26 protein-coding genes are annotated in these 22,054 nt (G+C 58.4%); 8 read left to right on the top strand and 18 right to left on the bottom strand.

The features are described from left to right. Window position 1: 1 nt before the first annotated feature. The 7 genes from rplV to rpsJ are packed head-to-tail and all read right to left on the bottom strand — an operon-like array spanning window position 2 to window position 3,383. Complete coding sequence (gene rplV / locus GWQ29_RS17170) at window positions 2–346, bottom strand: 50S ribosomal protein L22 (RefSeq protein WP_005319741.1); 345 nt, start codon at window positions 344–346, stop codon at window positions 2–4. 10 nt (window positions 347–356) lie between these two features. Continuing rightward, complete coding sequence (rpsS, locus tag GWQ29_RS17165; RefSeq protein ID WP_005307960.1) at window positions 357–635, bottom strand: 30S ribosomal protein S19; 279 nt, start codon at window positions 633–635, stop codon at window positions 357–359. A 22-nt stretch (window positions 636–657) separates the two neighbouring features. Next, window positions 658–1,479, bottom strand: a complete 822-nt coding sequence (gene rplB / locus GWQ29_RS17160; protein WP_005319743.1) for a 50S ribosomal protein L2 — start codon at window positions 1,477–1,479, stop codon at window positions 658–660. A gap of 15 nt (window positions 1,480–1,494) precedes the next feature. Beyond that, window positions 1,495–1,794 (bottom strand): 50S ribosomal protein L23, encoded by a 300-nt coding sequence (gene rplW / locus GWQ29_RS17155; RefSeq protein WP_343212775.1) that lies wholly within the window; start codon window positions 1,792–1,794, stop codon window positions 1,495–1,497. Continuing rightward, a complete protein-coding gene (rplD, locus tag GWQ29_RS17150; protein ID WP_005319750.1) occupies window positions 1,794–2,399 on the bottom strand; it encodes a 50S ribosomal protein L4 in 606 nt (201 codons plus the stop codon). The genes rplW and rplD overlap by 1 nt, the downstream gene beginning before the upstream one ends. 17 nt (window positions 2,400–2,416) lie before the next feature. Next, complete coding sequence (gene rplC / locus GWQ29_RS17145) at window positions 2,417–3,049, bottom strand: 50S ribosomal protein L3 (protein WP_005319753.1); 633 nt, start codon at window positions 3,047–3,049, stop codon at window positions 2,417–2,419. 22 nt (window positions 3,050–3,071) lie between these two features. Continuing rightward, a complete protein-coding gene (gene rpsJ / locus GWQ29_RS17140; protein WP_005307944.1) occupies window positions 3,072–3,383 on the bottom strand; it encodes a 30S ribosomal protein S10 in 312 nt (103 codons plus the stop codon). A 356-nt stretch (window positions 3,384–3,739) separates the two neighbouring features. On the opposite strand from rpsJ, the gene GWQ29_RS17135 reads away from it, so the two are divergent. Continuing rightward, window positions 3,740–4,654: a DMT family transporter gene (locus tag GWQ29_RS17135; protein ID WP_265422801.1), complete on the top strand. Its 915-nt coding sequence runs from the start codon at window positions 3,740–3,742 to the stop codon at window positions 4,652–4,654. 37 nt (window positions 4,655–4,691) lie between these two features. Here GWQ29_RS17135 and envZ read toward each other — a convergent pair whose 3' ends face one another. Both envZ and ompR read right to left on the bottom strand, forming a co-directional pair. Then, window positions 4,692–6,002 carry a two-component system sensor histidine kinase EnvZ gene (gene envZ, locus GWQ29_RS17130; RefSeq protein WP_021140671.1) on the bottom strand — a complete coding sequence of 437 codons (1,311 nt, stop codon included), beginning with the start codon at window positions 6,000–6,002 and terminating at the stop codon, window positions 4,692–4,694. Further along, on the bottom strand, window positions 5,999–6,718 hold the full coding sequence (gene ompR, locus GWQ29_RS17125; protein WP_005319762.1) for a two-component system response regulator OmpR: 720 nt from the start codon (window positions 6,716–6,718) through the stop codon (window positions 5,999–6,001). The genes envZ and ompR overlap by 4 nt, the downstream gene beginning before the upstream one ends. 240 nt (window positions 6,719–6,958) lie before the next feature. Here ompR and greB point away from each other — a divergent pair, with 240 nt between their 5' ends. Next, window positions 6,959–7,432 (top strand): transcription elongation factor GreB, encoded by a 474-nt coding sequence (gene greB, locus GWQ29_RS17120; RefSeq protein ID WP_111589600.1) that lies wholly within the window; start codon window positions 6,959–6,961, stop codon window positions 7,430–7,432. Window positions 7,433–7,779: 347 nt separating this feature from the next. After that, window positions 7,780–10,092 (top strand): Tex family protein, encoded by a 2,313-nt coding sequence (locus tag GWQ29_RS17115; protein WP_275919918.1) that lies wholly within the window; start codon window positions 7,780–7,782, stop codon window positions 10,090–10,092. Window positions 10,093–10,129: 37 nt separating this feature from the next. Here GWQ29_RS17115 and GWQ29_RS17110 read toward each other — a convergent pair whose 3' ends face one another. The 4 genes from GWQ29_RS17110 to bioH form a co-directional block, all read right to left on the bottom strand. Then, on the bottom strand, window positions 10,130–10,408 hold the full coding sequence (locus tag GWQ29_RS17110; protein ID WP_005319791.1) for a hypothetical protein: 279 nt from the start codon (window positions 10,406–10,408) through the stop codon (window positions 10,130–10,132). A gap of 90 nt (window positions 10,409–10,498) precedes the next feature. Then, window positions 10,499–11,299, bottom strand: coding sequence for a putative metalloprotease CJM1_0395 family protein (locus tag GWQ29_RS17105; protein ID WP_275919917.1), 801 nt, complete (start codon window positions 11,297–11,299; stop codon window positions 10,499–10,501). Between the two features lies 1 nt (window position 11,300). Then, window positions 11,301–11,534: a hypothetical protein gene (locus GWQ29_RS17100; protein WP_005319796.1), complete on the bottom strand. Its 234-nt coding sequence runs from the start codon at window positions 11,532–11,534 to the stop codon at window positions 11,301–11,303. A gap of 71 nt (window positions 11,535–11,605) precedes the next feature. Continuing rightward, complete coding sequence (gene bioH, locus GWQ29_RS17095; protein WP_096119946.1) at window positions 11,606–12,370, bottom strand: pimeloyl-ACP methyl ester esterase BioH; 765 nt, start codon at window positions 12,368–12,370, stop codon at window positions 11,606–11,608. Between the two features lie 38 nt (window positions 12,371–12,408). Here bioH and GWQ29_RS17090 point away from each other — a divergent pair, with 38 nt between their 5' ends. Both GWQ29_RS17090 and nfuA read left to right on the top strand, forming a co-directional pair. Beyond that, the gene (locus GWQ29_RS17090; RefSeq protein WP_275919916.1) at window positions 12,409–13,137 is read left to right on the top strand and encodes a ComF family protein; all 729 of its coding nucleotides are present in this window, start codon (window positions 12,409–12,411) and stop codon (window positions 13,135–13,137) included. Between the two features lie 149 nt (window positions 13,138–13,286). Beyond that, window positions 13,287–13,865, top strand: coding sequence for a Fe-S biogenesis protein NfuA (gene nfuA, locus GWQ29_RS17085; RefSeq protein ID WP_017411920.1), 579 nt, complete (start codon window positions 13,287–13,289; stop codon window positions 13,863–13,865). A gap of 248 nt (window positions 13,866–14,113) precedes the next feature. Here the strand turns inward: nfuA and gpsA are convergent, their stop codons facing one another. From gpsA to GWQ29_RS17070, 3 genes are read right to left on the bottom strand one after another with little or no spacing between them, the layout of a single operon-like run. Beyond that, window positions 14,114–15,118, bottom strand: coding sequence for an NAD(P)H-dependent glycerol-3-phosphate dehydrogenase (gene gpsA / locus GWQ29_RS17080; protein WP_212540632.1), 1,005 nt, complete (start codon window positions 15,116–15,118; stop codon window positions 14,114–14,116). Window positions 15,119–15,120: 2 nt separating this feature from the next. Continuing rightward, window positions 15,121–15,591 carry a protein-export chaperone SecB gene (gene secB, locus GWQ29_RS17075; RefSeq protein ID WP_005319808.1) on the bottom strand — a complete coding sequence of 157 codons (471 nt, stop codon included), beginning with the start codon at window positions 15,589–15,591 and terminating at the stop codon, window positions 15,121–15,123. Between the two features lie 47 nt (window positions 15,592–15,638). Further along, complete coding sequence (locus GWQ29_RS17070) at window positions 15,639–16,070, bottom strand: rhodanese-like domain-containing protein (RefSeq protein ID WP_005319811.1); 432 nt, start codon at window positions 16,068–16,070, stop codon at window positions 15,639–15,641. 325 nt (window positions 16,071–16,395) lie between these two features. Between GWQ29_RS17070 and gpmM the strand changes: the two genes are divergently transcribed. Together gpmM and GWQ29_RS17060 are read left to right on the top strand one after the other, a co-directional pair. Then, the gene (gpmM, locus tag GWQ29_RS17065) at window positions 16,396–17,925 is read left to right on the top strand and encodes a 2,3-bisphosphoglycerate-independent phosphoglycerate mutase (RefSeq protein WP_021141093.1); all 1,530 of its coding nucleotides are present in this window, start codon (window positions 16,396–16,398) and stop codon (window positions 17,923–17,925) included. A gap of 9 nt (window positions 17,926–17,934) precedes the next feature. Beyond that, a complete protein-coding gene (locus GWQ29_RS17060; protein ID WP_275919915.1) occupies window positions 17,935–19,341 on the top strand; it encodes a peptidoglycan DD-metalloendopeptidase family protein in 1,407 nt (468 codons plus the stop codon). A gap of 170 nt (window positions 19,342–19,511) precedes the next feature. Here GWQ29_RS17060 and GWQ29_RS17055 read toward each other — a convergent pair whose 3' ends face one another. Then, window positions 19,512–20,162: a Qnr family pentapeptide repeat protein gene (locus GWQ29_RS17055; protein ID WP_005319819.1), complete on the bottom strand. Its 651-nt coding sequence runs from the start codon at window positions 20,160–20,162 to the stop codon at window positions 19,512–19,514. A gap of 89 nt (window positions 20,163–20,251) precedes the next feature. Here GWQ29_RS17055 and GWQ29_RS17050 point away from each other — a divergent pair, with 89 nt between their 5' ends. Continuing rightward, entirely contained in the window at window positions 20,252–21,259 is a 1,008-nt protein-coding gene (locus tag GWQ29_RS17050; protein ID WP_058395582.1) for a substrate-binding domain-containing protein, read from the top strand. A 149-nt stretch (window positions 21,260–21,408) separates the two neighbouring features. On the opposite strand, the gene GWQ29_RS17045 is transcribed toward GWQ29_RS17050, so the two are convergent. Continuing rightward, window positions 21,409–22,050 carry a bifunctional 4-hydroxy-2-oxoglutarate aldolase/2-dehydro-3-deoxy-phosphogluconate aldolase gene (locus GWQ29_RS17045; RefSeq protein WP_275919914.1) on the bottom strand — a complete coding sequence of 214 codons (642 nt, stop codon included), beginning with the start codon at window positions 22,048–22,050 and terminating at the stop codon, window positions 21,409–21,411. Between the last annotated feature and the right edge of the window lie 4 nt (window positions 22,051–22,054).

Genomic DNA, 22,054 nt, shown 5'->3' with positions numbered 1-22,054 from the left:
CTTATCTCCCAGCCTTAGCGTCGGATACCACTACAGTGATGTGAGCGGTACGCTTGAGGATACGATCCGCACGACCTTTGGCACGCGGACGGATGCGCTTCATGGAGGGACCTTCGTCGACCATGATAGTAGCAACACGCAGCGCATCGATATCAGCGCCTTCGTTGTGCTCAGCGTTTGCAATGGCAGATTCCAGCACTTTCTTAACCAGCACTGCAGCCTTTTTCGGGCTGAAGGTCAGGATATTCAGAGCCTTGTCTACAGACAGACCACGTACTTGATCGGCTACCAGACGAGCTTTCTGGGCAGAAGTACGGGCATAACGGTGTTTAGCGATAGCTTCCATCATTTATCCCTTAGCGCTTCTTAGCCTTCTTATCAGCAGCATGGCCGCGATAAGTACGAGTCGGTGCGAATTCACCCAGTTTGTGACCGATCATTTCTTCGGTAACGAAAACCGGAACGTGCTGACGACCATTATGGACAGCGATGGTCAAACCGATCATGTTCGGGATGATCATTGAACGACGGGACCAGGTTTTAACCGGCTTTTTATCCCCGCTTTCCACCGCTTTCTCTACCTTCTTCAGCAAGTGCAGGTCAATAAATGGACCCTTCTTGAGAGAACGTGGCATGGTGATTCCTCTATGTTAACAATTACTTGTTACGACGACGTACGATGTACTTGTCGGTACGCTTGTTCTTACGGGTCTTGAAGCCTTTAGCCTTCTGGCCCCATGGGGACACAGGCTGCATGCCCTTGTTACGACCCTCACCACCACCGTGCGGGTGGTCGACCGGGTTCATCGCCATACCGCGAACGGTCGGACGAATACCACGCCAGCGGTTGGCACCGGCTTTACCCAGTTGACGCAACATGTGCTCGGAGTTACCGACTTCACCGATGGTGGCGCGGCACTCGGCCAGAACTTTACGTACTTCGCCGGAACGCAGACGCAGAGTTACATAGTTACCTTCACGAGCCAGGATCTGGATGAAAGTACCAGCGGAACGAGCCAGCTGGGCACCTTTACCAGGTTTCATCTCAACGGCGTGAACAGTAGAACCAACCGGGATGTTGCGCATCGGCAGGGTGTTACCTACCTTGATGGCTGCATCAGCACCAGAAGCGATCGCGTCACCAGCTTTCAGGCCTTTCGGAGCCAGGATGTAACGACGCTCACCGTCTGCATACAACACCAGTGCGATGTTAGCGGTACGGTTAGGATCGTATTCCAGGCGTTCTACTTTGGCCGGGATACCGTCTTTGTCACGTTTGAAGTCGACGATACGGTAATGCTGCTTGTGACCACCACCGATATGACGGGTGGTGATTCGACCGTTGTTGTTACGACCACCGGACTTGCTCTTGCTGTCCAGCAGAGCGGCAAAGGGCTTACCCTTGTACAGCTCTTGATTGACGATCTTAACGACGTGGCGGCGGCCTGGAGAAGTAGGCTTGCACTTAACGATTGCCATTTTTCAGAACTCCTCTTACTCGGCTGCGCCCATGAAGTCGATGTCCTGACCAGCTTTCAGGGTCACATAAGCCTTTTTCCAATCGGAACGACGGCCTACGCGTGCACCTGAGCGCTTGGTTTTACCCTTCATGTTCAGGGTACGGACGGTCTCAACTTCGACCTCGAACAGTTTCGCAACTGCAGCTTTGACTTCCGCCTTGGTGGCGTCGACAGCAATTTTGAACACGATAGTGTTCTGCTTCTCGGCGACCATGGTGCTCTTTTCAGAGATATGCGGAGCCTTCAGAACTTTCAACAGACGCTCTTCGCGGATCATGCCAGCATCTCCTCGATTTGCTTAACTGCTTCAGCAGTCATCAGAACCTTGTCGAAAGCGATCAGGCTGACCGGGTCGATACCGGCAACGTCACGCACGTCAACTTTGTACAGGTTGCGAGCAGCCAGGAACAGGTTCTCATCGACTTCAGCTGTCACGATCAGAACGTCAGTCAGTTCCATCTCTTTCAGCTTGGCGATCAGTTCTTTGGTCTTCGGCGCTTCGATGCCGAATTTCTCGACAACGATCAGGCGCTCTTGACGTACCAGCTCGGACAGGATGCTACGGATAGCGCCGCGGTACATCTTCTTGTTTACTTTTTGGCTGTGATCTTGCGGCTTAGCAGCAAAAGTCACACCACCGGAACGCCAAATGGGCGAACGGATGGAGCCAGCACGGGCACGACCAGTACCCTTCTGACGCCACGGCTTTTTGCCGCCACCAGACACTTCAGAGCGAGTCAGCTGCGCACGAGTACCCTGACGGGCACCTGCGGCATATGCAACGACGACCTGGTGAACCAGAGCTTCGTTGAATTCGCGCCCGAAGGTAGTCTCGGAAACTTCAAGAGCGCTCTTGGCGTCTTTCATTACCAATTCCATTACTATCTCCTCAGACGTTACGCTTTGACGGCAGGTTTGACGATCACGTTGCCGTTGGTTGCACCTGGGACTGCACCTTTGATGAGCAGCAGGTTACGTTCAGCGTCAACACGAACCAGTTCCAGGTTCTGAGTCGTTACACGCTCAGCACCCATGTGACCAGCCATCTTTTTGCCCTTGAATACACGACCCGGAGTCTGGTTCTGACCGATAGAACCCGGAGCGCGGTGAGACAAGGAGTTACCGTGGGTCATATCCTGGGTGCGGAAGTTGTGGCGCTTTACAGTGCCCGCAAAACCTTTACCCTTGGATGTGCCGGTAACGTCTACCATCTTAACGTCAGCGAGAAGATCTACTTTCAGCTCGCTACCAACAGTGAAAGTTTCACCGTTGTTCAAGCGGAATTCCCACAGACCGCGACCGGCTTCTACACCAGCTTTGGCGAAGTGGCCAGCTTCCGGCTTGGTCACACGGCTGGCTTTCTTGGCGCCAGTGGTAACCTGAATAGCGTTGTAGCCGTCGGTTTCTACAGATTTGACCTGAGTTACACGGTTAGCTTCAACTTCGATAACAGTCACCGGGATAGAAACGCCATCTTCAGTGAAGATGCGAGTCATACCCACTTTGCGACCTACAAGACCGATTGTCATTGTTATCAACCTCTTTCCGTAATTAACCCAGGCTGATCTGGACGTCTACACCAGCTGCCAGATCCAGACGCATCAGGGCGTCTACGGTCTTGTCAGTCGGTTCAACGATGTCTACCAGACGCTTGTGAGTGCGGATCTCGTACTGATCACGCGCATCTTTGTTGACGTGCGGGGAGATCAGGACGGTGAAGCGCTCTTTGCGAGTCGGCAGCGGGATAGGACCGCGAACCTGCGCGCCGGTGCGCTTTGCAGTTTCAACGATTTCCGCTGTGGATTGATCAATCAGGCGATGATCAAAAGCCTTCAGGCGAATACGGATTCTTTGGTTCTGCATTGACAGAGCTCCAATAGATAAAAGAACATAAATCAACACCGCCCGACCGGGATTACTCCCGCCAGAGGTGTGATTTTTCACGTTTCCCCCCATATCGGGAGGACTGTATGGCTGGTCATCCGTAAACGAACAACTCAGCAGCAGACATATCGTCTGGCTTACCTCATGGGTAAGCGGAGGGGATTATACGGATTTTTCAAATTTGCGCAAGGGAGGGCGAACAGATTGTGCGCAGTTTCATGTGACAGATGGATCTCGCCGGCGACACCTCATCCCCTGGCCAACTCGGGGTAACGACAATGTTACAAACAGGCTGGTAGACTGTGCGCCTGCCTCTGTCAGTGGAACGACATCCAATGCTCAAAGATCAAAAAAAAGCCTATCAGTATGGACTCTGCGCCGTTGCCCTCTGGTCGACAGTCGCCACCGCCTTCAAGATCTCCCTCGCCTACTTTCAACCGGTGCAATTGCTGCTTGTAGCCGCCTTCACCTCGACCCTCACGCTGACGGCGATAGTCGCCAAACAGGGTAAACTGCCGCTGCTACGGAGTTACATCAAGGCCCGACCTTTCTATTACCTGACCCTGGGTGTGCTGAACCCCTTCCTCTATTACCTGCTGCTGTTCAAAGCCTATGATCTGCTGCCCGCCCAGCAGGCACAGACCCTCAACTACACCTGGGCCATCACCCTCAGTCTGCTGGCAGTCCCCTTTCTCGGCCAGAAACTGCGTCGGCGCGATGGCGTCGCCATAGTGCTCGGCTACTTTGGTGCACTGGTGATCGCCACCAAGGGGGATGTATTCGGCCTGCAGTTCGACAGCCCCCTCGGCGTGACGCTGGCGCTGGTATCGACGCTTATCTGGGCCAGTTACTGGATCCTCAACACCCGCAATCAGGGAGACCCCATCGTCAGCCTGTTGCTCGGCTTTATCATCAGCCTTCCTTTCATTGTCGCGGCGACCTGGCTGCTCTCCGATTTCGCCATGACAGCTTGGCAAGGCTGGGTCGGCGCCATCTATGTGGGCCTGTTCGAGATGGGCTTCGGTTTCGTGCTCTGGCTGATGGCTTTGCGCCATGCCACCAACACGGCTCCTATAAGCAACCTCATCTTCATCTCGCCGTTTGCCTCCCTGGTGCTGCTCAACCTGTTGATCGGCGAGACCATACACCCGGCAACCCCCATAGGGCTGGGGCTGATCGTCGCCGCCTTGCTGATCCAGCAGCTGAAATATGGCAAGCGCTATCGCAAGGGCGCAGAGCCGCAAGCCTGATAATGCAAAAGGGCGTATCCACGGATACGCCCTTTTCTCAATCCATCCACTCCAGTGGCTGGTTCTTGGGAAGCCGGACCTCCACCAACAAGCCCCCCAGTTCGGCCCGTCCCAGCCGGATGGTGCCGTGATGCTGGGAGACGATCTTGGCGACGATGGCCAATCCCAGGCCGCTACCACTGCCGGTGCGAGCCTCGTTGCCCTGAGTGAAGGGTTTGAGCACCCGGTAATAATCCTGCTCGGGGATGCCGGGACCATTGTCCGACAGCCGCAGCCGCACCCAGTGACCATCATCTTTGAGCTCGGCGTGCAACCTGCTCGCGCCGTAGCGCAGCGAGTTACCTGACAGGTTGTTGAGAATACGGCGAATACTGATGGGATTGCAGGCCACTCTCACAGCCTCTTCCGGCAATTCGAGGTCAACCTCCAATCCCTGATCGGTCTGCATCAGCAGTACGTCGTGGATCAGCTGAGTCAGATCGATCTGCTGGGTATCCAGTCCCTCATCCGGACGGATGTAGTCGATGAACTGATCTATGATGCCGTTGGACTCATCAATGTCCGCGTTGATGCTCTCCTTGAGATACTCATCCCCGGACGACATCATTTCGGTCGCCAGCCGGATGCGGGTCAGCGGTGTGCGCAAGTCATGAGAGACCCCGGCCATCATCAGATTGCGCTCCTCAATCAAGCGTTTGATGGAGCTCGACATATGATTGAAGGTCCGGGTCAGTCGGCGTACCTCCCGCGACCCCTGTTCCCCCAGCGCATCGGGAAAGTTGCCGCGCGCCACGGCTACGGCGCCGGCCTCCAGATCCTCCAGCGGACGCACCAGCTGGCGGGCAAAACGCCAGGCAGCAAACAGGGTGACCACCAGCAGCACGCTCATGTAGAGGATCAGCGGCTCGATATCGTCATCTTCGATCTCGGTCAGCGGGATACGCACCCACACCTGGTTGGCCTGCGGCGGCTGGATCCAGATGATGTAGTGATCCTGGATCTCGACCCGCACCTTGGTTTTGCCACCCAGTTCACGACTGATGCTCTCTTCCAGATAGGTATAGGGCTTGGAGTCGTTGAGCCCATGCTGTTCGGCCTCCGTCTGGGTGTAGAGGTCACTGCCGGTCGCGACATAAACCAGCGCTTCGGCATCCTCGCTCAGCGCCAGCTGATTGCTTTCGACCGGGAAGATGAGCTTGACCTGATTGGCCAGCAGGTGGCTGATCTGCTTGACGGTGGGCGCCAGTAGATAGTTGTAGAAGGTGACGTAGGAGACAAACTGATAGACCACCAGCACGGCGGCCAAAAACCAGAGCATGCGAGAGAACATGCTGCCCACTTTTTTCATTCGCCATCACCGTCCGGCACGAAGACGTAACCCAGGCCCCAGACTGTCTGCAGGTAACGAGGCTGGGCCGGGTCCTGCTCCAGCAGGCGGCGCAAGCGGGAGACCTGCACGTCTATGCTGCGCTCGGTCGCCGTGTACTCGCGCCCTCTGGCCAGATTCATCAACTTGTCACGGGAGAGGGGCTCACGAGGGTGGCTGACCAGCACCTTGAGCACGGCAAATTCACCGCTGGTCAGGGCCACGGGCTCCCCATCACGGCTGAGCTCCCTGGTCGCCAGGTTGAGCTGATAGCTGCCGAAGGTCACCATCTTCTCGGCGGTCGAAGGCGCGCCAGGCAGTTCGACGGTATGCCGGCGCAGCACGGCACGGATCCGTGCCAGCAGCTCACGGGGGTTGAATGGCTTGGGCAGATAGTCATCAGCCCCCATCTCGAGCCCGACGATGCGGTCCACCTCATCCCCCTTGGCGGTCAGCATGAGCACCGGGATCTGGTTGCCGGCTTCACGAAGGCGACGACAGATAGAAAGCCCATCCTCCCCCGGCAGCATCAGATCAAGTACCATCAGGCTGAAGTTTTCACGGGTCAGCAGGCGGTCAGCCTGTTCGCCATTGGCGACGCCCCGAACAACGAATCCCTGTTCGGTCAGATAACGCTCCAGCAGGGAACGTAATTTCAAATCATCGTCGACGACCAGAACCTTGTATTGCTGACTCATTGCTTGCCTCTCCTCTCGATATGTTGCCAATACTAGAGCTCGAGGCCCCAACGGCAAAGCATAAATATGTTACCGGTTATTGCCCATGGCATCCCTTGATCCCTCTGCCGTCAGCACCTGTCGACCATGCTGCCCCCTGATGACGACGCAGTTTTTGCTCGACACAGAAATGGCAGCGACTAAGATCCGCCGAGCCATAAGAGGCTCATCAGCCCACATTGACGCAGGTACCTGAAATCCATGAAGACCAAGCTCATCACCCGCGAAGGCTACAACAAGCTGAAAGAAGAGCTCGATTTCCTGTGGCGCGAAGAGCGCCCCGAGACCACGCGCAAGGTGGCCTGGGCCGCCAGCCTGGGGGATCGCAGCGAGAATGCAGACTACCAGTACAACAAGAAACGGCTGCGGGAGATCGACAGACGGGTGCGTTACCTGCGCAAATGCCTCGAGGAGCTGGGGATCGTCGATTATGCTCCCGCCCAGGAGGGCAAGGTGTTCTTCGGCGCCTGGGTCGAGGTGGAAAACGAAGAGGGTGACACCAAGCGCTTTCGCATCGTCGGTTATGACGAGATTTTTGGCCGCAAAGATTACATCTCCATCGACTCTCCCATGGCTCGAACCCTGCTCAAGAAAGAGGTCGGAGATGAGGCCATAGTACCTACGCCAGTCGGTGACGCCTGCTGGTATATCAATGACATCAGCTATCCCAAATGACGCAGTCGGGGAAACTTGTCCTCCCCGCCATACCGGGCCGCATAGCGCCCTTCCCTCCCGGACATCTTCTCTTCCATGACGGGGAGCGGATCGCTCGGTCTCTTCCCCCACCCGTGGACTCAACGGCCATTTACGTCATTTCGCCAGGGTGGCATACAGTCGCGCGACCCCATATAGTGCTCACATTTGGCGCCTTATGGCGCAAACCGATCTCGGTGGCACTCTCGGTACACGCCATGATGCACATCCTCATGGTGTAGAGACGCGACCTGCTGGCAGGCAATATACCCAGCAGCAAGTCGACGCCACCCAGGCCAGTTGGATAGAAGCGACCACAGAGATCCCCGATGCACAGCCATGTAATAGAGAGACAGATTGCCGGTGAGCTGAATGCCCGTCCGGAACAAGTGCAGGCAGCCGTGCGCCTGCTGGATGAAGGCTCGACAGTGCCCTTTATCGCCCGTTACCGCAAAGAGGTGACTGGTGGCCTGGATGACAGCCAGCTACGCACTCTGGAGAGCCGCCTTGGTTATCTGCGCGAGCTGGAGGATCGGCGCCAGGTGATCATTCGCTCCATCGAAGAGCAAGGCAAACTCACCCCTGAGCTAACCCGCGAGCTGAATGGCGCCGACAGCAAGACCCGGCTGGAAGACCTCTATCTCCCTTACAAACCCAAGCGTCGCACCAAGGGACAGATGGCCATAGAGGCGGGGCTCGAGCCACTGGCGACCCTGCTGCTCACGGACCCGATGCGGGATCCCGAACAGGCCGCTGCCGGCTTCTTCAATTCCGAGCAAGGCATCACCGACAGCAAGACAGCCCTTGATGGAGCCCGCTACATACTGATGGAGCGCTTCGCCGAGCAGGCAGACCTGCTGGAGAAACTGCGGGACTATCTGTGGCACAACGCCACCCTGCGCGCTCGCGTGGTGGCAGGCAAGGAACAGGAAGGGGCCAAGTTCAAGGACTACTTCGAACATGATGAGCCGCTGCACAAGGCTCCCTCCCACCGGGTACTGGCCATGCTGCGCGGGCGCAATGAGGGAGTACTCAATCTGGCGCTGGTCACAGGTGAAGACGAGGGCGCCAGCCCCTGTGAAGGCATCATAGCCCACCACCTCAAACTCAATCTGCAAAGCCGTCCGGCCGACAAGTGGCTGCAAGGTGTCGTGAGCTGGACATGGAAGATCAAGCTGTCGCTGCAAATGGAGACCGAGCTGATCGGCCGGATCCGCGAATCGGCAGAAGAGGAGGCGATCAAGGTATTCGCCATGAACCTCCAGGATCTGCTGATGGCAGCCCCGGCGGGCATGCGTTGCACCATGGGGCTGGATCCGGGCATCCGTACCGGGGTCAAGGTGGCCGTGGTCGACGCCACCGGCAAGCTGGTCGATCACGCCACCATCTACCCGTTCGAGCCAAAGAAACAGGTCGATCAGAGCCTCAAAACCCTTAGCGAGCTGTGCCAGAAGCACAAGGTAGAGCTCATCAGCATCGGCAACGGCACCGCCTCGCGGGAAACAGATCGGCTGGTGAGCGAACTATTCGAGCGCTACCCCGCCGCCAAGGCGCAAAAGGTCGTGGTCAGCGAGGCGGGCGCCTCTGTCTACTCCGCCTCCGAGCTTGCCTCCCAGGAGTTCCCGGATCTGGATGTCTCTATCCGTGGCGCCGTATCCATCGCCCGCCGCCTGCAGGATCCCCTGGCCGAGCTGGTCAAGATCGATCCCAAGAGTATCGGTGTGGGCCAGTACCAGCACGACGTAGGCCAGAGCCAGCTGGCACGGCGGCTGGATGCCGTGGTCGAAGATTGCGTGAACGCAGTCGGGGTGGATGTGAACACAGCCTCGGTCGCCCTGTTGAATCGGGTCTCCGGTCTCTCCCAGACACTAGCCCAGAATATCGTCGCCTATCGGGACGAGCACGGCGCCTTCCAGAGCCGCCAGCAGTTACTGAAGGTGAGCCGGCTAGGTCCCAAGGCATTCGAGCAGTGTGCCGGTTTTCTGCGTATTCGTGGGGGCAGCAATCCTCTCGACAGCTCGGCGGTACACCCGGAATCCTACCCTGTGGTTGAAAGGATCCTGGCGCAACTCCAGCAGCAAGTAGAAAGCCTGCTCGGCAACGGCAGCCTGCTGCGCAGCCTGAAGCCGGCTGACTACACGGATGAGCAGTTCGGCGTGCCCACTGTCACCGACATCATAGGCGAGCTGGACAAGCCTGGCCGCGACCCGCGCCCCGAGTTCAAAACCGCCACCTTCAAGGATGGGGTCGAGAAGATAAGCGACCTGGTGCCAGAGATGATATTGGAAGGCGTGGTCACCAACGTCACCAACTTCGGCGCCTTCGTCGATATCGGTGTCCATCAGGATGGGCTGGTCCACATCTCCTCCCTGACCGATCGCTTCGTGAAGGACCCTCGCGAGGTGGTCAAGGCGGGGGACATAGTGAGGGTCAAGGTGCTGGAAGTCGATGCCCCGCGCAAGCGGATCAGCCTGACCATGAGGCTGGACGAAAAAGCCGGACAACCGGCACGCAAACCTGCCGAGCCACGCAACGCTGGCGCTGGCAGTGCCAAACCAAGAAGCGAGCCCCGTCAGGCAGCGCCCATGGGTGGCGCCATGGGCAGTGCGTTCGCTGCAGCTCTCTCCAAAACCAAGAAATGAAAAAAGCCCCGCGAGGGGCTTTTTTACAAGGCCTGGCTTACTGACTGAGGGTAGCCAGAATACCTTCCGGATCCTGATGCTGTACCAGCACCTCCCGCAGCCGATTGAATGCCTTGCAGGCTTCCTGTGGGTACTTGCCATAAGAAACGACGCCAGTGTGGCTCCAACCGGCCGCCAGCATGACCTTCTTCTTGAAATGGGTCCCTTCAGTCCCGCCGCCACCGAGTTGCATCAAGAACTGTTCCATCTGAAGGTGAGGAGGGGGAACACGGGAGAAGGTGGCAAAATCTTCCGGTTTGACTTCATCAAAGTGCATGGCGACTCCTGTGAGGATGAATGGGATTACCCCTCAGATTAGTTGCAAAAACCCGGGGCGGGATAGAAAAATCGGGGAAAAGTAGTGTGCCTAGACGCTTAGGCTGAGACCCTGCTGCGCCGCGGGCCTGACCGCCTGTTGATATCGCTGGGCGATGACCTGATTACGTTGTTCCATATAGGTGTTCAGCACGCCGGTCCGTGCACCATCAGCAGACGTAGCGCCTGACTGGGAGCTGGATGTCATCATTGCCTTGCGGGCTTGGGCTTCCTTGGCTGCGGCACTTCTGGCCACACTCAGATCCTGTGCGGAAGGCTCGGCAGGCGCCAGAGCGGCTGCCCGTACCTGCTGCATCTTGGCAATGGTGGCTTCAAGATCACCAGGGATAGTCCCGATATCGATGGACACCTCACCACCAGTGGCATAACGCTTGCCGTCCGGTCCCATCGAAAATTGATAAGTAGGGCTACTGGCAAACTGGCCGCCTGCAGCCTGATGAGCCTGCTCGTGGGTGCGAACCTCCTGATCCCTGTCCACCAGCTCCTTGATCTGCAGCTCCTGCTTTTGTTGCTGCTCCTGTTGCTTGGGATCCTGCTGTTGCTTGTTACGCTGGCCATCCTCACCCGTGGCTTCAACAAAGCGGTTATCCACGGGCGTTTGCGGGTTGCTGGTCTGTGACCCTTCCCGCGTCTGCTGAGAGGTCTGGGTGGCATTGGCCTGGCTGGCCTTGGACTTGTCTTTCTGCGAGCCGACTTCAGGCTCGGCATTGAATGCCTCGCTCTGACGAGTCTGGGGGATGAGTGCTGCACGGCGATTGTCAGTGCGTGCCGATTCCGTCTGCGGTTGCAGCTGATTAGGAATAAGGGTCGGCAGACTGACATTGATGTTCATGTCAGACCCGGATATCGATCAGGGTACCCATCATGTCACTGGCAGTCTGGATCACTTTGGCAGAGGCACCAGCCTGCACCTCGGCTACCTTGAGGTTGACCAGCTCGTCAGGCAACTGCACCTGATCGCCACTCGGCGTGTTAAGCCGGGCAATCTGGCTGGATGCCTTGTCGGCAATCTGCTCCGCTCGCTGAAACCCTTGTACTCCGCTGTTCAATGCAGAATCTATGCGCATGACAACTCTCCTCTGACGTTGGATTAATTATCCGTCACGCCAGAGGATTAATGAAGTAAATCGTCTGTTTTTCAACCAACAAAATGTCGAACGATTTCAACGAACTGTTGGGGATGGGAAATAAAGGGTGCGTGTGAGGCCTTTTCCAGCACCACGCTGTGGCTGGCTGGGTAGCGCTCATCCAGCAGCGCAATGGAGGCTTTAGGCACCAAAGAATCCAGCCGGCCATAGACGCGCAGCCAGGGCAGGCTCAGTGGTACCAGCTCATCGCGCAGGTCCACATCTGCCAGCAAACCGAGTCCGGCCTCCAGCGCAGCAAACTGAGGGGCGGGGCGTTCCGCCAGCCAGTGGCGCAGCTGACGGATATCATCACGAGCATGCTCGCTGCCCATGGCCTGGATCGCCAGAAAGCGTTCTATGGTCTGTCTGAAGTCTCCCGCCAACATCTGATTGAAACCGGTCAGCACCTTGGGGGCTATACCTGGCCACTCATCCCGGGCCATGAAACAGGGAGAGCTGGCCACAGTGATAAGCGAATGAAGTCGCTCAGGCTGGGTCAAGGCCAGCTGACTTGCTACCAGACCACCGAGGGACCAGCCGAGCAGATGGCACTTCTGCGGCAAGACTGTGGCAATCTGCTCTGTCAGCCAGGGCAATGAATAATCACTCCCCTCGCGCAGCGGACTGTTGCCAAACCCGGGCAAGTCCACCAGATGCAGCCGATAATGTGCCGCCAACTGCTGGGCAATACCATGCCAGACTGCGCCATTCATGCCCCATCCGTGCAACAGCACCAGATCGGGTCCCTGACCAAATCGCTCTACCGATACGCTCATCTAGACTCAAGATCCCTGTTCATTCTCTTGGGGTCAGCATGTTAAAGCGGCTGCTAGCCAAAGCAAGTCCGATCCTTGGCAGCCAAGCCGACTGGCAGGGCAGCTGTCTGCTCTGCCAGCAAGCTTGTGATAGCCAGCCACTGCTTTGTAGCTGGTGTCGACAAGCCCTGTACCAGTCCTACCCCAGATGCACATTGTGCGCGGCCCCCTTGCCGGAATACATGGGAGATAAGGAGCAGATCTGTGGCCGCTGCCAGCGCAGGCCACCACCCTGGGAGCGGTTGCAGGTCATTGGCGACTATCAGGCACCCTACCCCATGCTCATTCCCCAGCTGAAATACGCCGGCCAGATCCTGCTGGCGCCACTGCTCGCACGCCTGCTGGCCGATCATCTAAACAGCGACGAGCCCCCAGAAGTCATCATCCCTGTTCCCCTGCACTGGTGGCGGCAGTGGTGGCGCGGCTTCAATCAGGCTGAGGAGATAGCCATCACCCTCAGCGAGATCACCGGTATTCCTTGTGATAAGCAGTTGCTGAGTCGCACCAAGGCAACCCCTCAGCAGACCCGGCTCAGTGCCGGTCAGCGGCGGCGGAATCTGCGGGGCGCTTTTCACGTTCGCCCCCATCACTATCGGCATGTGGCCCTGCTCGACGATGTGGTAACCACGGGGGCGACGGCGGGCCAGCTCACCCGCTTGCTGCACGAGAGCGGCATCGAAAAAGTAGAAGTGTGGGCCATTTGCCGTACGCTCAAACATCTCAAATGACCCTAGGTATGTATACCGCAGGCTCAGCCACATCAGGCTACCATAGGTATATTTGACATATGTTAAGCGCCGTCTGCATGCTACCCAAGCACTGCCAAGCGAGTTATCATGAATACCCTAGTCGTACACTCAGGTTTATGAGGATAGTGATGATCAGCATTTCCGACACCGCCCAGGCCCATTTCCGTAAACTGCTGGAAAAACAGCCTGATGGCACCAATATCCGGGTGTTTGTGGTCAATCCGGGAACCCAGAATGCCGAGTGCGGCGTATCATATTGCCCGCCCGACGCGGTGGATCCGGAAGATCAACACCTGCCTTTCAGCGGATTCGACTGCCTGGTTGATCCTCTGAGCGCCCCTTACCTGGTAGATGCCACCATCGACTTCGTCACCGATCAGATGGGCTCCCAGCTCACCCTCAAAGCCCCCAACGCCAAGATGCGCAAAGTGGCCGACGATGCACCGCTGATCGACCGCATTGAATATGTGCTGATGTCCGAGGTCAACCCCATGCTGGCCGGTCACGGTGGCAAGGTAACTCTGGTCGAGCTGACCGAAGACAAGCTGGCCATCCTGCAGTTTGGCGGCGGTTGCAACGGTTGCTCCATGGTCGATTACACCCTGAAAGAGGGGATCGAGAAGCAGCTGCTGGAAAAATTCCCTGGCGAGCTCAACGGCGTCAAAGATGCCACCGAGCACCAGCGCGGCGATCACTCCTACTATTGATCCCGTGCCAGTGGCGATCATCCATCAAGGTTGATCCCCTTTGACACCACACATGAAAAGGCCCCGCCAATCTGGCAGGGCCTTTTGCTATCCGACGAACCGAATGAGCCTATCTCAGTAGGCGTCGTTGTTGACGGCAGTTTGAACACGGACAGCGCGCAGAAACCTGAGCGTATAGGCATACGTGAAGATTTCGAGCACTGCCCAGGTTCAACATGGCTAATAAAACAGCCTAATGGGATTTGCTCTTATTCATCGCGTTTGTCCCGGCTTAGCAGAGCAATCGCGGCTTCTTTCGGGTTCTTGCCCTGGTAGAGCACCTGGAAGATCTGCTCGCAGATGGGCATCTCGACGCCACAACGGGCCGCCAGCAGATGCACCTCCTTGGTGTTGCGATAGCCTTCCACCACTTGGCCTATCTCGGCCATGGCAGTCTCTACCGCCTTGCCAGCTCCGAGGGCCAGACCGAAGCGACGGTTGCGGGACTGGTTGTCGGTACAGGTCAGCACCAGATCCCCTAGCCCCGCCATCCCCATGAAGGTTTTGGCGTCGGCACCCAGCGCCGCACCGAGACGCTGCATCTCCACCAAGCCCCGGGTGATGAGCGCGGTTCTGGCGTTGGCGCCAAAGCCCAGACCATCAGAGAGACCGGCACCGATGGCGATGACGTTCTTGACCGCACCACCCAGTTGCAGGCCGACGAAATCCGGATTGGTATAAACCCGGAACGAACGGCCGCAGTGCAGCAGATGGGAGAGCTCATCGGCAAAGTCGTCGTGAGTCGACGCCACCGAGATGGCGGTCGGCAGGCCTGCGGCCAGCTCCTTGGCAAAGGTGGGGCCCGAGATCACGGCCAGCGGAATAGTCTCCCCCAGCACATCACGGGCCACATCCTGCAGCAGACGGCCACTGTCAGGTTCAAGTCCCTTGGTGGCCCAGGCGATACGGGTATCGGGGCGCAAGAAGGGTTTGACCTGGCTCAGCACCTGGCCGAACACATGGCTCGGCACCACCAGCAGCAGTACGGGAGCGGCTTGTACCACCCGTTGCAAATCGGCGGTCAGTTGCAGATCCGCAGGAAAAGGGACATCAGGCAAAAAGGCCTTGTTGCAGCGGTCGTGTTCCAGCTCGGCGACATGGGCAGGGTCGTGACCCCACAGCAGGGTCGGATGACCGTTGCGCGCCAGAGAAATGGCAAGGGCGGAGCCATAAGACCCCGCCCCCAAGACCGAGATAGCGATCTGGTCAGCCATTATCAGGCTTCCGCAGTCGCCTGCTGGGCCTGTGCTTGCGCCATGTGCTGGGCAAACAGGGCATCGAAGTTGACCGGTGCCAGGTTCAGCTGCGGGAAGGACCCCTTGCTCACCATGTTGGCCACGGCTTCGCGGGCATACGGGAACAGTATGTTCGGGCAGAAGGCTGCCAGGCAGTGAGCCAGTTGCGGCTCCGGCAGGTTGCCTATGGTGAAGATACCGGCTTGCTGCACTTCACACAGGAAAGCGGTCTCGGTTTCCAGCTTGCAGGTCACGGTCAGGGTCAGTACAACCTCGTACACGCCATCAGCCAGGATGTTGGTCTTGGTGTCCATGTCCAGCTTGACGTCCGGCTGCCACTCTTTCTGGAAGATGTGCGGGGTATTCGGGGCTTCGAAAGAGACATCCTTGGTGTAGACACGCTGGATGTGGAATTCCGGTTGCACTTCCTGGTTGTTGATTTCGTCAGCCATTTCGTTTGATTCCTTTTTAAGATAATGAGTGGGCGCAGGCCCTTAAATCAGCGTTTTTTGGTCACCGGCAGATTATCTGCACGCCACTGGGCCATGCCACCGCTGAGCACATACACCTGCTTGAAACCGGCCTTGCTCAGTTGGCGACCCGCGCCACCAGCGGTCATCCCCGACTCGCACACCACTATGATGGGGGCATCTTTATGCTTTTCAACCGGCCCCAGATTATTGCTCTGGATCTGGCTGAGCAGCAGGTGCTGGGCACCGGCCAGATGACCCTTGGCAAACTCTTCCTGACTGCGAATATCCACCACTGTGGCATTTTCACGGTTGATCAGCAGGGTAGCCGTGTGGTTGTTCACCGTCTTCACCGGAGAAAAACGAGCACGCACGCTGGTGTAAACCAGAGTGCCTGCCAGGCCGAACCAGGCTGCGGTCAGCAGCGGGTTACGGGCCGCAAAATCCAAATACTCTTGCATCTTCTACTATCCAGGGACCAAGACAAGGGCCCGAGTATACATGGTGACCCCACCAAGATCAGCCATCTTGGCGGCAAAGCGGGAGCGGGCTCCCATCAGACGGGACCCCCATAACGGATCGGAATAAAAAGTGGCATCCAGTCTCTTGGGGCGAGGATTCGTCGAGTGAGGGGACAAGCCGGCGACAAAGGGGAAACAGGCTGGCAACAGTCCGCGGCGGGTGTTGGCAAGGGCTTGGCTATCAGGTGACTATTTCGGCAGATGTAGTAATATTACGCTAGTTTCACTTCCCGCAATTCATTCCTATCCGAGAGGACATAGCCTTATGTCAACAGCTAAGAAACCTTTGGTTCTGGTCATCATGGACGGTTGGGGCTACAGCACCAAGCAAGAGCACAACGCCGTCGCTGCCGCCAAGACTCCCAACCTCGACCGTCTCGCCCGTGACTACACCAGCACCCTGATCTCCGGCTCCGGCCTGGATGTGGGTCTGCCGGATGGTCAGATGGGTAACTCCGAAGTGGGCCACGTCAACATAGGTGCCGGTCGCATCGTCTATCAAGAGCTGACCCGCATCTCCAAAGAGATCAAGGACGGCGACTTCTTCCAGAACGTCGAACTGGCCAAGGCTGTCGATTCTGCCGTGACCAAGGGCAAAGCCGTTCACATCATGGGTCTGATGTCCCCGGGTGGCGTACACAGCCACGAAGAGCACATCATGGGCATGATCGAGATGGCCGCCAAGCGTGGCGCCGAGCAGATCTACTTCCACGCCTTCCTGGATGGCCGCGACGTTCCGCCGCGCTCCGCCCAGTCCTCCATCGAACAGTTCGATGCCCTGTTTGCCCGTCTGGGCAAGGGTCGTTTCGCCTCCATGATCGGCCGCTACTTCGCCATGGATCGTGACAACCGCTGGGATCGCGTGCAGCAAGCCTATGACCTGATGACTCAGGGCAAGGGCGAGTTCACCGCCGACAGCGCCAGCGAAGCCCTGGCCGCTGCCTATGCCCGCGACGAAAACGACGAGTTCGTCAAGGCCACCCGCATCGGTGCTGCCGCCCCCATGCAGGATGGCGATGCCCTGATCTTCATGAACTTCCGTGCCGACCGCGCCCGTGAAATCACCCGCGCCTTCGTTGACAGTGACTTCACCGGCTTTGCCCGTGCCGCCACCCCTGCGCTGAACTTCGTGATGCTGACCGAATACGCGGCCGACATCAAAACTGCCTGTGCCTACCCGCCGACTGCCCTGGTGAACACTCTGGGTGAGTGGCTGGCCAAGCAGGGCAAGACCCAGCTGCGCATCTCCGAAACCGAGAAGTACGCCCACGTCACCTTCTTCTTCAACGGTGGCGAAGAGTCCTGTTTCACCGGTGAAGACCGCGAGATCGTTGCCAGCCCGAAAGTGGCGACTTATGACCTGCAGCCGGAAATGAGCTCCGAAGAGCTGACCGACAAGCTGGTCGCCGCCATCAAGAGCGGCAAGTACGACACCATCATCTGCAACTACCCGAACGGCGACATGGTCGGCCACACCGGCGTATTCGATGCGGCCGTCAAAGCCTGTGAAGCCGTTGACCACTGCGTCGGTCGCGTCACCGAGGCCCTGGCCGAAGTAGGCGGCGAATGCCTGATCACAGCCGACCACGGCAACGCCGAGAAGATGCTGGACGAAGAGACCGGTCAGGCTCACACAGCCCACACCAACCTGCCGGTTCCCCTCATCTATTTCGGTCGCAAGGCCGAGGTGCTTGAAGGTGGCAAACTGTCCGATCTGGCCCCGACCATGTTGACCCTTATGGGTCTTCCTGTGCCGCCGGAAATGACTGGCAAGCCCCTGATGATTCTGAAATAATCCTTCCCCATGCGGGGATGCGAAGTTATTTCAAACAAAACCAGTCGCGTCGGCCTGTTGGCCGGCGCGCTGTTTTTTTGCCTGTCGTTTATCGCGGGCAAGGCCCTGGCTGCCAACCAGCAGCTCGGCAACATGCAGTCCCAGATAAAGGAACAGCAGAAAACCATCAAGCTCAGCAAGCAAGAGCTGACCAAACTCAATACTCAGCTCAAGGCTGACGAGCAGGCCATTTCGGCCGCAGCGGCCAAGCTCGAGCAGACCAGGCAACAGCTGAAAAAAAACCAGCAAAAGCTGGTAAGCCTGCAACAGGACAAGCTGGATCTGGAACAACAGGCAAAGCATCAGAAGCAGTTGCTGGCCAAGCAGGCGGAAAGCGCCTTCCAGGCGGGCAACCACGATTACCTCAAACTACTGCTCAACCAGCAGGATCCGGCCAAACTGAGCCGCTCTCTCGACTACTACGACTATCTCAACAAGGCCCGCATCGAGGCCATCGAAGCCCTGCGCGCGACCCGCACCAAGCTGGCCAAAAACCAGCAGGCCACCAAAGAGACCGAGAGCAAGCTGCAATCCTTGCTGAGCGAACAGCAACAGCATCACCAGAGCCTGTTGGCCAGCCAGCAGAGCCGTGCCAAGGTGCGCAACCAGTTGCAACAATCGGTGCAAAACGACGAGCTAAAGCTGACCAAGCTGGTCAAGGCGGAAAAAGCCCTGAAAGCCAGGCTGGAAGAGCTTCGCCGCCAGCGGGAAGAGCAGGAGCGTCGCGAGCGGGCAGAGCGGGAACGGCTGGCCAAGCTGGAAGCCGAGCAGGAACGCCAGCGCCGTCTGGAGGCCCAACGACTGGCCGCCGAACAGAAACGGATTGCAGAACAACAGCGGATCGCGGCTCAACAACAGAAGGTCGGCGAGCAGCAACGACTCGCCGCCGAGCAGCAGAGAGTCGCCGAACAACAAGACAGGGTGGCTGATCAGCAAGCCGCTGCGCGCAGCAGTAGCGCCAAGGCAAGCAGTGGCGGCTACGGCGGTCTCAAGACCAACGGCAGCCTGCGCTGGCCGGTGCAGGGGCCCATCCTCATCTCCTATGGCTCGCCGCGCACCGCCCAGCTCAAGTGGAAGGGCACTCTGATCGGTGCCAGCGAAGGTACCCAGGTCAAGGCGGTCGCACCGGGCCAGATAGTCTACGCCGACTGGCTGGACGGTTTCGGCATGTTGCTGGTGATCGACCATGGCCGTGGCTATATGAGCCTCTATGGTCACAATCAGTCGCTGCTGCGCCAGGTTGGCCAGAATGTGGAACAGGGCGAACCTGTGGCTCTGGTCGGTGACAGTGGCGGCCAGGACAGACCCGGCCTCTACTTCGAGATCCGCTATCAGGGTGAGGCCATCAACCCGACAAAATGGTTGGCCAAGGGCTGATCAGATATGCCGGATAATGCATTGATCCCCTCAAAGGGGATTGACCAAGAGCCGACTGATCACTGGTCAGCCAAAATGACAAAAAGCCTGCATTACGCAGGCTTTTTTGATCGCAGCATTCACCGCAGCTCAGTGCCAGATGGTGGAAATTTACCTCTTTTCCGAAACATTCAAGGAAACACCACCAGACCTATCTGCTCCAGCAAATCCTGTTGCTGCTCTTCATTGATCTGCACGCCGTCCAGGTTGATCCGGCGCAGATCCAGCCCGGGGAGATCGCACTGACGCAGATCACAGCCCTGCAGGTTGAAGCTGGCCCAGTCTATCTGGCCAAACTCGGAGCCACTCAGATCAGATCCCGCCAACGAGGCCCCCAGCAGGCTGGCCCCCTGCCAGCGGTTGCCACTGAGCTCGCATCGCTCCAGCAGGCAGCCATCGAAGTTGGCGTAGCTGAAATTGTTGCCCGTAAGATGGGCCTCGCAGAAGTAGCTCTTGACGGTGATCTGGTTGGCGAAGCTGGCGTGGGCGAAATTGATGCCCATGGCCTGACAGTCGCGCATCTCCAGCCCCAGGCACTGACTGCGGCTGAGATCTGCCAGAGTCAGATCGCAGCGCAGAAAGCTCGCCTCCCGCAGGTCGCAACCCTGCAACTGACAGCCCAGCTCGCGCTCCCGCTCATAGAAGGTGCAGTCAACGAAGCGGCTCTCGCTCAAGTCCAGCCAGGAGAAGTTGCAGTCGACAAAGCGGCAACCATCAAACTGTTCCTCTTCCACATCCTGCTGTTCGAAACGCTTCCCCTCGAAGCACTTGCCCTTGATCATCCGAGTCATCCTCTACTGATGGCGTCATATGCTGACTTTGTTAAACAAAAACGGTAATGTTACGTGTAACATTCCTGCCGGATCCCCAGATGAACGACACCCGCAAACGCCGCCCTACCCTGCAGGACATAGCCGACCTGACCGGGGTCACCAAGATGACCGTCAGCCGCTATCTGCGCGATCCCCACGCAGTGGCCGAGGGCACCCGTGAGCGGATCGCCGCCGCAGTGGAAGAGCTGGGCTATATCCCCAACCGGGCACCGGACATTCTCTCCAACGCCACCAGCAAGGCGATCGGCATACTGATCCCCTCCCTCTCCAACCAGGTGTTTTCCGCCGTGGTGCATGGCATAGAGTCGGTGACCCGGCCCGCCGGCTACCAGACCCTGCTCGCCCACTACGGCTACAGTCCGGAGCGGGAAGAGGAGCAGGTGGCCTCCCTGCTCTCCTATCACGTGGACGGCCTGATCCTCTCCGACAGCCAGCACACGGAGCGCACCCGCAAGATGATCGCTACCGCCGGCATTCCCGTGGTGGAAACCATGGATCTGCCGCAAGCCCCCATCGACATGGTAGTGGGGATGGATCACAGGGCTGCCGCCCGGGCCATGGTAACAGAGATGCTGCGCAGGGGCCGACGCAAGCTGGTTTACCTGGGGGCGCGGCTCGACGTGCGCACCCAGCTGCGGATGGAGGGTTACTACCAGGCGATGGCCGATTTCGGCCTGACAGGTCAGCACCTGCTGACCGAGCAATCCTCCAGCTTCACCCTGGGTGGTCAACTGCTGGATCAGGCGCTGGTGCGCTATCCCGACCTCGATGGCCTCTTCTGTACCAATGACGACTTGGCGGTTGGCGCCCTGCTGCAGTGTCAGGCAAAGTGGATCCCGGTGCCCCAGCAGATCGCCATCGCCGGCAGCAACGCCCTCGACATAGGCCATGCCATGACCCCCAAGCTGGCCAGTATCGTCACACCACGCAAGGAGATAGGCCGTGAGGCGGCGACCATGCTGCTGGCCCGACTCAGCGGCCAGCCACTGCCCGACACCCGCAAGGATATGGGCTTCTCCCTCTATGTCGGGGAGAGCCTGGGCTGACGCTTGCGCGAAGGGAGGGTCAAAGCCTGATGGTACGCACGCGAAGCAGTCTGATCCGAGACGCCAGCCGATTTATCCTCCTGATTCAAAGGCAAAAAAAGAGCAGGCCACCCCGGGGTGGCCTGCTCTTTTTTATAAAGAACGCGCGCTTAGCGTGTAACCAGCTCGACCGCTTCGCGAGAGAGGCGAGTCACCTCCTCCCAGTTGCCGCTCTTGACCGCATCGGCCGGCAGCATCCAGGAACCGCCGACGGTGGCGACGCATTTCAGCGCCAGATAGTCGGCCACGTTTTTCGGGCCTATGCCACCGGTGGGGCAGAATTTGATCTGGGGAAGCGGTGCTGCAATGGCAGCCAGCGCCTTGGTGCCGCCGTTCGCTTCGGCCGGGAAGAACTTCAGGTGGTCGTAGCCTGCTTCCAGCGCCTGCATTACCTCGGAGGCGGTGGCAACGCCCGGGATCAGCGGCGCCGTGCTGTTGGCCGCATGAGCCAGCAGCGCCGGTGTCATCCCTGGGGAGATGACGAAGCGGGCACCGGCGGCCACGGCTGCGTCAAACTGCGCGCAGTTGAGCACTGTGCCTGCACCGACCATGGCATCCGGCATCGCCTTGGCGATGAGGGCGATGGCATCGAGCGCCACCGGGGTGCGCAGGGTGATCTCGAATACCGAGATGCCGCCACCCTGCAGCGCCTTGGCCATCGGCAGGGCCTGCTCCAGCTCGTTGATGACCATAACAGGAACCAGCGGGGAGGCGGCAAACACCTCGGCGGGGGTCACTTTCCAGTTTTGCATAACG

This window comes from Aeromonas sp. 2HA2, from assembly GCF_029237345.1.
GTDB lineage: Bacteria > Pseudomonadota > Gammaproteobacteria > Enterobacterales > Aeromonadaceae > Aeromonas > Aeromonas salmonicida.
This window is presented reverse-complemented; position numbering and strand designations above follow the sequence as displayed.

Bases quoted from the DNA above. Each gene is read 5' to 3' on its own strand.
- rplV (WP_005319741.1), bottom strand. From the start codon at position 346: ATGGAAGCTATCGCTAAACACCGTTATGCCCGTACTTCTGCCCAGAAA.
- rpsS (WP_005307960.1), bottom strand. From the start codon at position 635: ATGCCACGTTCTCTCAAGAAGGGTCCATTTATTGACCTGCACTTGCTG.
- rplB (WP_005319743.1), bottom strand. From the start codon at position 1,479: ATGGCAATCGTTAAGTGCAAGCCTACTTCTCCAGGCCGCCGCCACGTC.
- rplD (WP_005319750.1), bottom strand. From the start codon at position 2,399: ATGGAATTGGTAATGAAAGACGCCAAGAGCGCTCTTGAAGTTTCCGAG.
- rplC (WP_005319753.1), bottom strand. From the start codon at position 3,049: ATGACAATCGGTCTTGTAGGTCGCAAAGTGGGTATGACTCGCATCTTC.
- rpsJ (WP_005307944.1), bottom strand. From the start codon at position 3,383: ATGCAGAACCAAAGAATCCGTATTCGCCTGAAGGCTTTTGATCATCGC.
- GWQ29_RS17135 (WP_265422801.1), top strand. From the start codon at position 3,740: ATGCTCAAAGATCAAAAAAAAGCCTATCAGTATGGACTCTGCGCCGTT.
- envZ (WP_021140671.1), bottom strand. From the start codon at position 6,002: ATGAAAAAAGTGGGCAGCATGTTCTCTCGCATGCTCTGGTTTTTGGCC.
- ompR (WP_005319762.1), bottom strand. From the start codon at position 6,718: ATGAGTCAGCAATACAAGGTTCTGGTCGTCGACGATGATTTGAAATTA.
- greB (WP_111589600.1), top strand. From the start codon at position 6,959: ATGAAGACCAAGCTCATCACCCGCGAAGGCTACAACAAGCTGAAAGAA.
- GWQ29_RS17115 (WP_275919918.1), top strand. From the start codon at position 7,780: ATGCACAGCCATGTAATAGAGAGACAGATTGCCGGTGAGCTGAATGCC.
- GWQ29_RS17110 (WP_005319791.1), bottom strand. From the start codon at position 10,408: ATGCACTTTGATGAAGTCAAACCGGAAGATTTTGCCACCTTCTCCCGT.
- GWQ29_RS17105 (WP_275919917.1), bottom strand. From the start codon at position 11,299: ATGAACATCAATGTCAGTCTGCCGACCCTTATTCCTAATCAGCTGCAA.
- GWQ29_RS17100 (WP_005319796.1), bottom strand. From the start codon at position 11,534: ATGCGCATAGATTCTGCATTGAACAGCGGAGTACAAGGGTTTCAGCGA.
- bioH (WP_096119946.1), bottom strand. From the start codon at position 12,370: ATGAGCGTATCGGTAGAGCGATTTGGTCAGGGACCCGATCTGGTGCTG.
- GWQ29_RS17090 (WP_275919916.1), top strand. From the start codon at position 12,409: ATGTTAAAGCGGCTGCTAGCCAAAGCAAGTCCGATCCTTGGCAGCCAA.
- nfuA (WP_017411920.1), top strand. From the start codon at position 13,287: ATGATCAGCATTTCCGACACCGCCCAGGCCCATTTCCGTAAACTGCTG.
- gpsA (WP_212540632.1), bottom strand. From the start codon at position 15,118: ATGGCTGACCAGATCGCTATCTCGGTCTTGGGGGCGGGGTCTTATGGC.
- secB (WP_005319808.1), bottom strand. From the start codon at position 15,591: ATGGCTGACGAAATCAACAACCAGGAAGTGCAACCGGAATTCCACATC.
- GWQ29_RS17070 (WP_005319811.1), bottom strand. From the start codon at position 16,070: ATGCAAGAGTATTTGGATTTTGCGGCCCGTAACCCGCTGCTGACCGCA.
- gpmM (WP_021141093.1), top strand. From the start codon at position 16,396: ATGTCAACAGCTAAGAAACCTTTGGTTCTGGTCATCATGGACGGTTGG.
- GWQ29_RS17060 (WP_275919915.1), top strand. From the start codon at position 17,935: ATGCGGGGATGCGAAGTTATTTCAAACAAAACCAGTCGCGTCGGCCTG.
- GWQ29_RS17055 (WP_005319819.1), bottom strand. From the start codon at position 20,162: ATGATCAAGGGCAAGTGCTTCGAGGGGAAGCGTTTCGAACAGCAGGAT.
- GWQ29_RS17050 (WP_058395582.1), top strand. From the start codon at position 20,252: ATGAACGACACCCGCAAACGCCGCCCTACCCTGCAGGACATAGCCGAC.
- GWQ29_RS17045 (WP_275919914.1), bottom strand. From the start codon at position 22,050: ATGCAAAACTGGAAAGTGACCCCCGCCGAGGTGTTTGCCGCCTCCCCG.